General features: G+C 62.2%; 11 protein-coding genes and 3 tRNA genes. 7 read left to right on the top strand and 7 right to left on the bottom strand.

All coding sequences use genetic code 11. From position 1 onward, the window contains the following. Positions 1–22: 22 nt before the first annotated feature. The 6 genes from HMPREF2559_RS09710 to HMPREF2559_RS09685 form a co-directional block, all read right to left on the bottom strand. Positions 23–724: a DUF1648 domain-containing protein gene (locus HMPREF2559_RS09710; RefSeq protein ID WP_082723261.1), complete on the bottom strand. Its 702-nt coding sequence runs from the start codon at positions 722–724 to the stop codon at positions 23–25. A gap of 314 nt (positions 725–1,038) precedes the next feature. Continuing rightward, complete coding sequence (locus HMPREF2559_RS09705) at positions 1,039–2,628, bottom strand: phospho-sugar mutase (RefSeq protein ID WP_066509770.1); 1,590 nt, start codon at positions 2,626–2,628, stop codon at positions 1,039–1,041. Between the two features lies 1 nt (position 2,629). After that, complete coding sequence (gene deoC, locus HMPREF2559_RS09700; RefSeq protein ID WP_066489917.1) at positions 2,630–3,295, bottom strand: deoxyribose-phosphate aldolase; 666 nt, start codon at positions 3,293–3,295, stop codon at positions 2,630–2,632. Continuing rightward, positions 3,288–4,646: an MFS transporter gene (locus HMPREF2559_RS09695; RefSeq protein WP_066489918.1), complete on the bottom strand. Its 1,359-nt coding sequence runs from the start codon at positions 4,644–4,646 to the stop codon at positions 3,288–3,290. Before HMPREF2559_RS09695 ends, deoC begins: the two co-directional genes overlap by 8 nt. A 23-nt stretch (positions 4,647–4,669) precedes the next feature. After that, positions 4,670–5,407 carry a purine-nucleoside phosphorylase gene (gene deoD, locus HMPREF2559_RS09690; RefSeq protein WP_066489921.1) on the bottom strand — a complete coding sequence of 246 codons (738 nt, stop codon included), beginning with the start codon at positions 5,405–5,407 and terminating at the stop codon, positions 4,670–4,672. A 116-nt stretch (positions 5,408–5,523) separates the two neighbouring features. Beyond that, a complete protein-coding gene (locus HMPREF2559_RS09685) occupies positions 5,524–6,456 on the bottom strand; it encodes a sugar-binding transcriptional regulator (protein ID WP_068801354.1) in 933 nt (310 codons plus the stop codon). Positions 6,457–6,610: 154 nt separating this feature from the next. Between HMPREF2559_RS09685 and HMPREF2559_RS09680 the strand changes: the two genes are divergently transcribed. From HMPREF2559_RS09680 to rplA, 7 genes are all read left to right on the top strand, one after another. Then, positions 6,611–6,686: transfer RNA gene (locus HMPREF2559_RS09680), tRNA-Thr, on the top strand. A 51-nt stretch (positions 6,687–6,737) separates the two neighbouring features. Then, positions 6,738–6,809 (top strand) — tRNA-Met (locus HMPREF2559_RS09675). 69 nt (positions 6,810–6,878) lie between these two features. Beyond that, a tRNA-Trp gene (locus HMPREF2559_RS09670) sits at positions 6,879–6,951 on the top strand. 133 nt (positions 6,952–7,084) lie between these two features. Continuing rightward, on the top strand, positions 7,085–7,414 hold the full coding sequence (gene secE, locus HMPREF2559_RS09665; RefSeq protein ID WP_066489927.1) for a preprotein translocase subunit SecE: 330 nt from the start codon (positions 7,085–7,087) through the stop codon (positions 7,412–7,414). A 108-nt stretch (positions 7,415–7,522) separates the two neighbouring features. Next, a complete protein-coding gene (nusG, locus tag HMPREF2559_RS09660; RefSeq protein WP_068801353.1) occupies positions 7,523–8,419 on the top strand; it encodes a transcription termination/antitermination protein NusG in 897 nt (298 codons plus the stop codon). A 222-nt stretch (positions 8,420–8,641) separates the two neighbouring features. Further along, a complete protein-coding gene (gene rplK / locus HMPREF2559_RS09655; RefSeq protein WP_066489931.1) occupies positions 8,642–9,094 on the top strand; it encodes a 50S ribosomal protein L11 in 453 nt (150 codons plus the stop codon). Between the two features lie 80 nt (positions 9,095–9,174). Next, entirely contained in the window at positions 9,175–9,879 is a 705-nt protein-coding gene (gene rplA / locus HMPREF2559_RS09650; RefSeq protein WP_066489940.1) for a 50S ribosomal protein L1, read from the top strand. A 162-nt stretch (positions 9,880–10,041) separates the two neighbouring features. On the opposite strand, the gene HMPREF2559_RS09645 is transcribed toward rplA, so the two are convergent. Further along, on the bottom strand, positions 10,042–11,814 hold the full coding sequence (locus HMPREF2559_RS09645; RefSeq protein ID WP_066489943.1) for an RNA-binding domain-containing protein: 1,773 nt from the start codon (positions 11,812–11,814) through the stop codon (positions 10,042–10,044). Positions 11,815–12,481 lie beyond the last annotated feature (667 nt).

Here is a 12,481-nt window from a genome sequence, read left to right as displayed (position 1 = left end):
CGCGGGGTTTCTGCGTGTTCGCTCACGCCGCGACGATGACGAGAACAAGTATGAACGCCGTTGGGGCAAGCAACGCGGCGAGCAGCCACCATGCTTTCTTCTGGGCAAAATTGAGTGAGGACGAACCGTTGGGGTGGGACACCATCGCGTGCGGCTCGGCGGGGTCGTAGTAGAGCATTCCCCACTTCATCTTCCCAGTCATCTGCGCGGTGGGGTAATCGGCATCGAGACGATCGTTGATGGACTTGATATCCCAGAGCAACCATCCGCATAGCGCTACGATCGTGAAGAGCAAGGCTGGCATGCTGAAAGGAGCGCTGCCAATGCCGAAGAGTCCAGCCATGATGGCGGATGTGCATACGGCGGCGAGAGCGAACATCCAGCGCGCTATCACCGGTAAAAGGAGCGCGGTCTGGGTGCGCGTGCGGGCGAGATCGACCGGGTCAGGTTTCGGGTAGGAGTCTTCTGCGGACTGTGCAGCTTGCTGTGTGAGCGCGAGGGCACCTGCGGAGACCACGGTGAGGATGGCGGGCACGAGAACCGCCATGCCTACGGCGTTGCGATAGGTCTTGGCCATCCACGCATCCGGTTCGCCCCTCCCGTTGAAGTGCTGGGGGAGCGGGTCAGGCAGCGCATCCCAGCCTAGGACGATGGCTAGCCCGGCGGCGAGGGCGAAGGCGGCTGTCGCGAGCACCCACGCCCAGGCTGTACGGTGTGAATTCATATTTCCTCCGGGAATGCGACGTCGACGGTGTGGGGTGAGAGCGGGCTGACGAGGGCGGAAACCTGTGGCGTCGAAGCTCAGTCTAATGGGGCATGACTACTTCAACGACAACACATAATGACACCGTATTGACGATCACCTGGGACAGAGTCATACTTTTGTATGACTATGACGACTATCCGCGTTGATACCGAACTCCGTGATGAGCTCAACGCTTTAGTGCTTAGCCGAGGCCCGGCAATGGATTTCGGAGTTGACGAGCGACCTAGACGCATAAAATCCCCGGCGAGAGCCGGGGATTTTATGCGAGGACGTTAGATGCCGAAGTACTCGCGCAGATCTGCGGCGATGGCGTCGAGGCGCTCGCGGTCGGGGGACTCGAGGTAGCACTTGAGCTTGGGCTCGGTGCCGGACGGGCGGACGATGACACGGTCATCGTTCTCCGTGAAGAACTTCGAACCCTGGGCGAACTTCTCGACCTTGGCGATGGGGGAGCCGGCCAGCTCGGTGGGCGGGGTCGTGGAAACCTTCTCCATCGCGGTGGAGATGATGCTGAGATCCTCGACGCGGAAGGTGAGCGGCTGCGTGTAGAGTGCCCCCACGGTCTCGTGAATCTCGGCGAGACGGTCGAGCAACGTGATGCCGGCGGTCTTGCATTCGGCGGCGAGGCTGGCGAGCACGACAGAAGTCGCTATGCCGTCCTTGTCGCGCACGGCCTGCGGGTCGGGGCAGAACCCGATGGCTTCCTCGTAACCGAACGCGAGGCTCGGCGTGCGGGCGATCCACTTGAAGCCCGTGAGAGTTTCCTCGTGGTGGATGCCGTAATGCGCGGCGACACGGCCAAGCAGGCGGGACGACACGAGCGAGTTGGCGAACGAGGCGCCTTCGGGGACGCCGCGGCGGGCGAGGTAATCGCCCAGGAGGGCGCCAGTCTCGTCGCCGGTGAGCTGCCGCCAGCCGCCCTCGGCGGCGGCGTCGGGAACCGCAGCCGCGCAGCGGTCAGCGTCCGGGTCGTAGGCGATGAGGATGTCGGCACCGATCTTCTTCGCGTGTGCCTTGCCCAAGTCGAGGGCGCCGGGCTCCTCGGGGTTCGGGAAGGAGACCGTCGGGAAGTCTGGGTCCGGCTCGGCCTGCTCGGGCACGAGGGAGACAGTGAATCCGCACCGGGTGAGCAGCGCCTCGCCGAGGGTCGCGCCGACGCCGTGCATGGCGGTGAGTGCGATGGTGACATCCGTGTTGGGGCCGACGAGCATGGCGGCACGAGCGAGGTATTCAGCGCGCGTGTCGACGTGCTCGATGCGGGCGTCGTCGCGGGCGACCTCGTCCGCACAGGGCGCCGCGGCGATGGCGGCGGCGATCTCCGTGTCGGCGGGGGAGACGAGCTGGACGCCCTCCGCGTCACCGGTGGCGACGCGGCCACCAAGGTAGACCTTGTAGCCGTTATCCGCTGGCGGGTTGTGCGAGGCGGTGACCATGATGCCGGCGTCGGCGCCGAGCGCCTTGACCGTAAAGGCTGTGAGCGGCGTCGGGTTCTTCGCGGGGAGGACGAGGGCTTGGCCGCCCGCGGCGGAGATGACCTCGGCGGCGTCCTGCTGGAACTGTGCGGAGCCGTGGCGAGCATCGCAGCCGATGACGACCTTAGGAGTGTCGACCTGGTTCTTGAGCCACGTCACGAGGCCGTGGGTCGTGCGGATGACGACGGCGCGGTTCATGCGGGACTCGCCCGCGCCCACGGCGGCGCGCAGGCCGGCGGTGCCGAAGGCGAGGGGACCGGCAAAGGCGGCGGCGAGAGCCTCAGCGTCTTCGGCAGCGATCCACGCGTTGATCTGGTCGCGGGTTTCCGGGTCCGGGTCGTGCTCGGCCCAGGTGCAGGCGGTGGTGAGAAGCTCTTCGGAGATGGGCATTTTATGCCTCCTGTGCGTCCTGTGCTGCGAATTCTGTGAGGATCTTCTTCGACGCGGACAGGCCCAGGCGGGTGGCACCGGCGTTGACCATGGCGAGGGCATCGGCAGCCGTGCGGATACCACCGGAAGCCTTAATACCCAGGCGGCCGCCCACGGTGGCCTGCATGATCTCGATGGCGTGAACGCTGGCACCACCGGCCGGGTGGAAGCCGGTGGAGGTCTTCACGAAGTCGGCCCCTGCGGCCTCGGCGGCGCGGCAAGCGCCCTCAATGGCGGCATCGGAAAGCGCGGCGGTTTCGAGGATGACCTTGAGGACCTTACCGGGGATGGCGTCGCGCACGGCCTGGATATCGGCCTGCAGCTCGTCGAAGCGGCCCTCGACGGCGAGCGGAATGTTGATGACCATGTCGACTTCCTCGGCGCCGTCCTGGACGGCGCGGGCAGCCTCGGCGGCCTTGATCTCGGACTTCACGGCGCCGGACGGGAAGCCGACGACGGTGGCGACGTGGAGGCCCTCGGGGACCTCAACGGGCAGCTGGGAGGGCGAGATGCACACGGAGTAGGTGCCGAGCTCGGCGGCCTCCTTGATGAGGTCCTTGACCTGGTCCGCGGTGGCCTCGGGCTTGAGGAGGGTGTGGTCGATGAGCTGTGCAATCTGGTTAGACATGGAGGGACTCCTTAGATTCGTTTTTAGCCATAGCCTGGTCGCTGAGGACGTAGATGATGGCGCCGAGGGCGGCGACGGCAGAGAGCACCCACAGCGCGGTGGTGTAGCCCTCGGTCGCATCGAGCAGCTTCGCGGTGTACGCGATGCCCAGCGGGATGGCGATGTTGATGGTGAGGTTGTAGAAACCGATGGCGATGCCGGACTTCTGCGCGGTGATGTTGCGCAAAGCCGTGTTGACCAGCGGCGCGTACTGCAGCGCGAAGCCGGAGGCGAACGCGATGGTGGTAACGACGAGGACCGCGATATGGGCGTGGGCGAAAAGAGCATTGATGATGAGCGAGCCGATGATCATGGCCATGCCGGTGTACACCGTGGCGCGCGAGGATATGACGTGGCCGATCTTGCCGGAGAAGATGCCCACGAGGATGGCGCACACGTAGCCCGGGATCATGAGCAGGCTGGCTTCGTCAATGCTCAGACCGTGGTAATCCTGGGCCGCGTAGGGCAGCAGGAAGATGTAACCCATCTGCGTGGAGTAGACGAAGAAGACCATGACGATGGTCCAGATGTAGCGGCCGTTGGTGAAGAACTCCGTGGTTACGACCGGGTAGTGTGCGTGGCGGATGTGGACGGCAAAGAGGACGACGCCCAGCACGGTGGGGATGAGCCACAGGGGCTTGAACGCCTGGGTGAACATGATGAGCGAGGTCGCGAACAGCGCGATGTAGAACAGGCCGAGGGCATCGAGGTGGCCCTCCACGGCCTCGTCCTCCGGAACCATCTTGATGATCGGCGGGATGGTGAGCAGGAGGACGAGCGGGATGAGGAACATCGCGGTCCACGAGATATACGTGGACACGAAGCCGGAGGTCAGCGCGCCGATGAGCAGGCCGGCCTGGAAAGCGGCGGTGGAGAAACCGAGGTAGGTCTTCTGGTCGTCTTCGCTCAGGTGCTTGGTGACGTAGATGACGTAGAGAGTCTCCGCCGCGGCGAGGCCGGTGGTCTGGATGAGGCGGCCGGCAAGGACCATGGGCCACGAGCCGGAGAAGATAAAGCCGATGGCCGAGCCCACGGCGATGAGGATGACGCCGGTGAGCATGAGCTTGCGGATGGAGATGGAGTCCGCGAGCGCCGAGTAGACGACGGCGCCGATGCCGATGATGACGCCGGCGAGCGAGGCCTGGAGGCTCGCGGTGTTATCGGAGATGCCCAGGCCCGCAGCCATGGGCATGGTCATCGTCTTAAAGCCGTTGTCAATGACGAGCGAGAAGACGAAGACAAAGAGCAGGATGGGGACGGCGGCCTTGGGATTGACCCGAGTGCCGTCCGGGGTGGTTTGCACGTTGGACATGGTTTTCCCTTGAAGGCGGAAGGCTAGGAGAGGGCTGCGAGCGGGAGGGCGAGCTTCATCATCGTGTGGAAGGCCGTCTGGCGCTCCTCGGCGGACAGGTGCGTGTCGGAGACGAGGTTGTCCGAGACGGTGAAGAGGCCGAGGGCGTCGACGCCGGCTTCGGCGGCGGTGGCGTAGAGGGCGGCGGATTCCATCTCGACGCCGAGGACACCCATGGCGGCCCAGCGGGCGTTGACGGAGTCGTCAAAGTTGTAGAAAATGTCGGAGCTCAAGATGTTGCCCACGTGGATGCGGGCGTCCTGGCGCTCGGCCTCATCGACGAGGCCCTTGAGCAGGCGCCACGAGGCGGTGGGCGCCCAGGTGCCGGGCAGGTTGTACTGCGACAGGAAGTTGGAATCGGTGGAGGCGGAGGCGGCGACGATGACGTCGTGGAGGTCGATGTTTTCCTGCATGGCGCCGATGGAACCGACGCGGACGAGGTTCTTCACGCCGAAAGTGTGGATGAGTTCCCAGGAGTAAATGCCGATGGAGGGCATGCCCATGCCGGTGCCCATGACGGAGACCGGCGTGCCCTGGTAGGTGCCGGTAAAGCCCAGGATGTTGCGGACCTCGTTGAACTGGACGACGTCTTCGAGGAAGGTGTCTGCGATGAACTTGGCACGGAGGGGATCGCCGGGCAGCAGAATGGTGTCTGCGATGTCGACGCCCTTGGGGTTGATGTGCGGGGTGGAAAGACCTTCGGTGCTGTGCAAAGCGGCCATGATGTGTGTCTCCTTGAGTCGATCACGCGGGGTGAAGTAGAAGTACTGTCACCCTCAAGCCTAGACCGTGGAGAACGAATGTCAATAGCTAAATTGACAGTTGTGCAGCGTGTGCGTCACAGGTCGAGCACCCGTTGCGCCGTCTGATGATCGATGACGAGGTGGGTGGCCAGTCCCATCTCCAAGGCAACGCGGATGGCCTGGGCTTTTTCGGCGCCGCCGGCCACGAGTACGCGGGTGGGCCGGCCCTTGAGATCGGCGAGCGTGATGCCCACGGTGCGTGCGTCGACGTCAGACGCCGCGATGTTCCCGGTGCGCGTGAAGAAGCGCGAGCACACGTCGCCCACGGCGTGGTCCAAGATCTCCTGCGTCTCCGCGGCGGAGAGATAGCCCAGGTTGAGCGCGAGCGACTCGGGGGCGATGGCGCCGGCGGTAAAGACGGCAAGGTCCACGCTGCGGCCCAGCTCGAGGACGCTCGCGATGTGACGGTCGCGCGTCACCCAGTCCTTGGCTTCTGCGGAGTCGAAGATCACGGGCAGCGGGAGGAGCTCCGTCGTTGCGTTGAAGGCGCGGGCGAAAGCGCGCATGGTCTCCATGTCGCGTGTCGAACGTTCCGAGTGGGAGTGCCCGCCCTTGAGCTGCACCACGCGCACGCCCTGGAGGGGTAGCTGGCGCAAATGCTCCGAGACGGCGCACATCGTCGTGCCCCAGGACAGGCCCACCGTCATGCCGTCGTGGACGAGTTCCTCGAGGAGCGTGGCGCCGGCGCTGCCCAGGTCCGTGAGGAGGGTGCCGCCGGCTGGGGTGGTGACCACGCGGGCATCGGCAAGCTTAAAGCGCGCGGTGAGCTGGGCGACGAGTTCGTCAGAACGCTCGCGGGGATCGTGGATGGTGATGGTGACAAAGCCGCGCTCGAGCGCGTGGCCCAACAGTTTGGAGACGGTGGGGCGGGACAAGCCCAGGCGTGCGGCAACCTCGGCCTGGGAGAGGCCGGAACCGTAATAGAGCTTCGCCGCGTCGATTGATTGCCGGTCTTTGTCATCCAACATAAATCCATTCAAGCACACCGCATACAGGCGGCTAAAAACCGATATTTTCCGTCCTGTACAGCGGATTTGTGTAACGAGAAGAAAGTGGGTTACTCTTTCTAAGTCCGCAACGGAGAGCACGCGAAATATCGCACAGCTTCAACGGCGAGGATGTGCCCCCTTAGCTCAGTCGGCAGAGCGTTTCCATGGTAAGGAAAAGGTCGACAGTTCGATTCTGTCAGGGGGCTCCATTCATGTCTAGGGTTCATCCGGGCCCAGGGCGTGGAGTTCTAAGTGAATATGGCGGTGTAGCTCAGTGGTAGAGCAAGCGACTCATAATCGCTGTGTCGCGAGTTCAATTCTCGCCATCGCTACAGGTTTCTTTCCCCGCACGCGGGGGCAGGGGCCATGGGCTCTGCTAGAGTCAACTTCTACAAGCCCAGAGGGGCGTGGCGCAATTGGTAGCGCAACGGTCTCCAAAACCGTAGGTTGCAGGTTCGAGTCCTGTCGCCCCTGCAGAACGCAAAGAACCCGGCCACGCGCCGGGTTCTTTGCTTTTTATTGACCGCGCGGGAATTATTCACGCTCCTATCAGCTTTGCTAGAGTTGACAAAGTTATAGGTTTTCAATCCAGGAGGACATCTCACCCATGAGTGATGAGCAGCAGCCGCAGTCCGGCGCAGCCCGCCCGACCGGCAAGCGCCAGCTCTCCGGCGCGGCGACGACCACGTCCTCTGCCGCTTATGAGAACAAGCGCGTGGAGCGCGCCGCGGCGGAGAAGGACGAAAAGCCGGGCGGCGGCGTCGCCGCGTTCCCAGGCGAAGTCGTTTCTGAGATGAAGAAAGTCGTGTGGCCCACGGCGAAGGAAATGGTGCAGTACACGCTCATTACCTTCCTCTTCCTCATCGTTCTCACGGCGCTTGTGTGGGGCGTGGATTCGCTCACCGGCCTGGGAGTTGAAGCAGTCCTTGCCCCTTAGGTAGACTGCTTGCATAGTGACTTCATCATCCCGCTGTCCGGTCCGGACGGCGGGATTATTCATTACCCTGGGCAGTACACGCCCGCACGCAGAGGAGAGACTCACCCCATGAGCGAAGAGAACACCACCGACAACACTGCTGAAACCACTACGGAGAGCACGAGCTTCGAAGACGATCTGCAGGCCGCCCAGGCCCAGACCGCCCAGGCCCAGGCCGCCGCTGAGGCAGAAGCTGCCGAGGCCGCTGAAGCTGCAGAGTCCGCAGACGCCGAGGCGCCCGCTGAGGCTGCCGATGCCCCCGCTACCGCCGAGGAGGCAGCCGCAGCCGTCGGCGCCGAGGCTGCCGCTGAGGACGACAGCGAGTACAAGACGCGCCTGCGTGCGTTCACCCGCGAGCTGAAAAAGCAGCCGGGCCAGTGGTACATCATCCAGTGCTACTCGGGTTACGAGAACAAGGTGAAGACCAACCTCGACATGCGTGCCCAGACCCTTGAGGTCGAGGACTCCCTCTACGAGGTTGTCGTTCCTATCGAGCAGCGCATGGAGCTCAAGGACGGCAAGAAGAAGATCGTCAAGCACAAGCTGCTGCCGGGTTACGTCCTCGTCCGCATGGATATCAACGACGCTGTTTGGTCCGTCGTTCGCGACACCCCGGGTGTCACCTCTTTCGTGGGCAACGAGGGCAACGCCACCCCGGTCAAGCCGCGCGACGTAGCCAAGTTCCTCATGCCGCAGGTCGCTCCGACTACGACCGGCGAGGCCGCTGCCGCCACCGCCGACGGCGAGCAGGTCATCGCCATGCCGGAGGAGAAGGCTGCGCCGAAGCTCAACCACGACTTCCAGGTGGGCGAGGCCGTCACCATCCTGGCTGGTCCACTGGCTTCGGTTTCCGCGACTATCTCCGAGATCGACCCGGAGACCGGCAAGATGCAGGGCCTCGTGTCCATCTTCGGTCGCGAGACCCCGGTCGAGCTCTCCCCGAACGAAATCGAGCGCATCTCCTAAGCGAGTCCGGAAGCGAGCTCTCGTTTGACTCTCGCCGCGTAAGCGGCGACCTGCGCAAACGCGATTTTGTCCCAGGCGCACGGTGTTCTAAAATGGAACACCGTGCGCTTTTTGCGCGCGTAGTAAATCGTTTATCCCCGGTGGCCTGCGAAAGCAGGCATCCGGACGGTGCCCGTTATTCATCGTGGCGGGTGCCGGTAACACAGGAATTGAGGTAATTCGATGGCTCCGAAGAAGAAGGTTACTGGCTTCATCAAGCTGCAGATCGAAGCTGGCGCCGCTAACCCGGCTCCGCCGGTCGGCCCGGCACTGGGTGCCCACGGCGTCAACATCATGGAATTCTGCAAGGCGTACAACGCTGCAACGGAATCCCAGCGCGGCAACGTGGTCCCGGTTGAGATTACCGTCTACGAGGATCGCTCCTTCGATTTCAAGCTGAAGACCCCGCCGGCAGCCAAGCTGCTGCTCAAGGCCGCAGGCGTGAAGAAGGGCTCCGGCACCCCGCACACCACCAAGGTTGCTTCTGTGACCTGGGATCAGTGCAAGGAGATCGGCCAGACCAAGTTCGAGGACCTCAACGCTCGCGACATCGAGAACGCTGCCCGCATCATCGCCGGTACCGCCCGCTCCATGGGTATTACCGTCGAGGGTGCTCCGGCCGACATGCCGCAGTAAAAACCTCCAACAACTTCATGTGGCAGGGCCAGCTTTCGGCCCGCACAGACCACAACAATCCACGAAAAGGAATTGCTTAAATGAGCACCAACTCTAAGGCTTACAAGGCTGCGGCCGAACTGGTCGACAAGTCCCGCCTGTACTCCCCGCTCGAGGCCGCGAAGCTGGCCAAGGAGACCTCCTCCAAGAACTACGACGCCACCGTTGACGTCGTCTTCCGCCTCGGCGTTGACCCGCGCAAGGCTGACCAGCTCGTTCGCGGCACCGTCTCCCTGCCGAACGGCACCGGTAAGGACGTCCGCGTGGCCGTCTTTGCCGAGGGCCCGAAGGCTGATGAGGCCAAGGCTGCTGGCGCCGACATCGTCGGTACCGCCGAGCTGATCGAGGCCATCAACGAGGGCCACATCGACTTCGATGTCGCCATCGCTACCCCGGACCAGATGGCCAAGGTGGGCCGCGTGGCCCGCGTCCTCGGCCCGCGTGGTCTCATGCCGAACCCGAAGACCGGCACCGTTACCGCTGACGTCACCAAGGCTGTTGCCGACGTCAAGGGCGGCAAGATCTCCTTCCGTGTGGAGAAGGCTTCCAACCTGCACGCCATCATCGGCAAGGCATCCTTCGACGCCGAGAAGCTGGCTGAGAACTACGGCGCTCTCTACGACGAGATCCTGCGTCTGAAGCCGTCCTCCTCCAAGGGCATCTACGTCAAGAAGGTCACCATGACCACGACCTCCGGCCCGGGCATCCCGGTCGACGCGTCCGTCACCAAGGATTACACCGCTTAATTTCTAAGCGCACTTCTTTTAAGCGCCCAGTCACCTCACGGTGGCTGGGCGTTTGTGTATGAGCTTGCCGATGCCCCCGCTAGCCGAAGGCCCGCAACCATGCCATGCAGTCAGGACCTCAAGTGCTTATCGATGACTAGAGGGAAGGCCCAAACTGGTATTCTAAAATTCTCTTGGACCAATGGAGTAAATCTGGGAGCGCGAGTCGGATTTGGATGGCGTCTTACGTATCATTTCTTTCTCGCTCAATTTTGCAATTCTCGGATTGATTTGCCCTCGAGTTAGGCCTGTTTCGCGCTCCAGCTCTTTGCGCGTGAGCCCGTGCTGCGCGGCACGTAACGCTGTCAAGATGCGCTTGTCTTTCTCGGCTGCAGACAGGTATGTGCTGCGCTTGGCATGGTCGTCGGCGGAAGCTGCGGCAGCCTGAGCGGCACCGGAAGCCACGGTTTCGATTAGGGCTTCGTCATTGTCGGATGGGGCCCTGTAGGTGGTGCCACGGCCAGAGCCGGCGGCATCGGCAAGCCCGTATTTCACCAATTGCTGAAGCTCGGCGCGGGCATTAACGGAGTCCATGGGGAAGGCGCTTCGATAGCTGCTATTGGTGATCTCCTCGCCGTGACGCATAGCGATGAGAGCGTGCTTTTGAGCGACGGATAGGGTGTCTGAGCCGGGGAGCTGCCCAAGCCAACGAAGGTCGGTATCGCTGAGAAGTGACGAAGAGGTGAGAATAGCGGTGAACTTAGTAATCTGATCGTCGAAGTGCGGGGCGGGGAGGAAAGCCTCTGCAAGGGCGGCACGAGCTGCAGGAATGCCAGTAGCTTGAGCCTCGATAACGCGGTATCCATTGTCGGTTGTGAGGGCGGCGCACATGGAATAGAGGATCGCGTTACGGGCGCGAGGGGAGGTGTAGCCGAGCTGATTTTTGGTGATGCCCCACAATCCGCCGGGGCTTTCCACAATGAGCTTGGTGGGCTGCTTGATGAGCTGCGTATACATGCCGTAACTTGCAGCGGAAAGATCGCGGTGAACCAGGGCATTGGCGATGATCTCGCGAATGGCGATCGGAGGGAGCTCAGGTACATCGATCCCGTTGCCATCGCGGAAGGTTACTCCGACGCGTAGCTGCGCAGAGACCCATTCCCTTGCCGAGTCAAGGAGGTCCGGTACGGGACCCGTGAATTCGCGACGATCGGTGAGCCGTTGAGCAGTGTCGACCTGGGGATTGATGGCGCGAGCTTTGACCACGAGGTTGGGTAGGAACTGCTGCGGCTGCTCGCCGAAGGCGTAAAGGGCTGCAGTCGTGACGAAACCAGTGTCCGGGTCAATAACGTTGGTGCGGATGTGGAGCGTGCGTTCGTCGAGGTCACGCAGCCGGCGAGAGTCACGCTTTTTCGCGCTGAGGTATTGCTGGAGCAGGTCGTCTACCAAGTCGTGTTGAACCGTGGCCCCCTCGACTGGTGTGCGATCCGCGTGTGGTTGCTGCCGCTCACCGACCAAGAAAAGCTCTTCTTGAGGCGATAAGTCGTAGTCGCCGTCGCCGGAACGAATGTAGGCCTTGCCAAACTTACCGACGCGGAAGGGACGATGCTCTGAAGGCTGGGGAGGAACAATCGCAGCAACGACGGGTTTCCCCTCCACGATGGTCACCTCAACTGCACCGAGTTGCAAGGGCGGCGTGATTCGCTCGCGGGCCTTTGAAGCGATTGCGGACTGTGCGGCTTTCGGATCCCAGACTCCAGTGACATCAAAAGCGCCACCATTTTCAGCGACCCCGAGGATGAGTGTGCCGCCGTCTGGCATATTGGCGAAGGCGCAGAGAGTCTCGTCAATTGATTCGGGAATCTGGTGAGAGGCTTCTTTGGCCTCGACATTCCACGTATCATTTTGCGTATCGCGGAGGAGCGCAATGAGTTCTGGGACGTCGATGATGCTCATGGGGAGCAGTGTACCCAAGTTTGATCGGAAATCGTACTGAAATATGATTGAAATGTGACTGAAATATTGTGCTGAAAATTCAGTACGAATTCAGTACGGTTGTAAATCGAGTTGGATGGTGAAATGGCGTTCTTTTCGCCGGAAAAGACACCATAATGGTTGTAACCAAGCAGTATGAGATGCGGAACTAGTAGAGAGGAACTGGAGCGCCGTGGCGACGATGAGTGGTGGAACACCCCGATCCAGCAACTTCGGCTTTATCGGCGTGGTGTGGCCGAACCTGCTTAACGACTGCCGATTGGTTGAGTGAAATGCACTCACTAATCCGCGCGGTTCCGTGTTCCAAGCGCGCTTCGTGCTCGAATCTGTGGTGGGGCACGTGGCTACGGGGTCAAGTCCATTGATGTGGTGGATTGCCACGTTGACGGCGCTGAGCAACTGCGTGATTTTCATGTCGATGAGTCGATAGGAGGCTTTTGCGCGGAATCGTGGGGATGGATGAACCGGCCGTGCGCGCTGAATGTTCTGCCGTGCCGGCAGATACCACGCTGAATTCTGTGCAGATTCAATTCGTGGATCTGCTGGTGGGTTACATTGCGCGCAATGGTGTTCTTGAGACAGCAGAGCTAACGCGGGGGCCTGACCCCTGGAAAGTAGACACGTCGGG

Source organism: Corynebacterium sp. HMSC072G08 (assembly GCF_001809185.1).
Taxonomy (GTDB): domain Bacteria; phylum Actinomycetota; class Actinomycetes; order Mycobacteriales; family Mycobacteriaceae; genus Corynebacterium; species Corynebacterium phoceense.
Note: the sequence above shows the minus strand (reverse complement) of the source record. Positions and strands in the feature narration are given on the sequence as shown.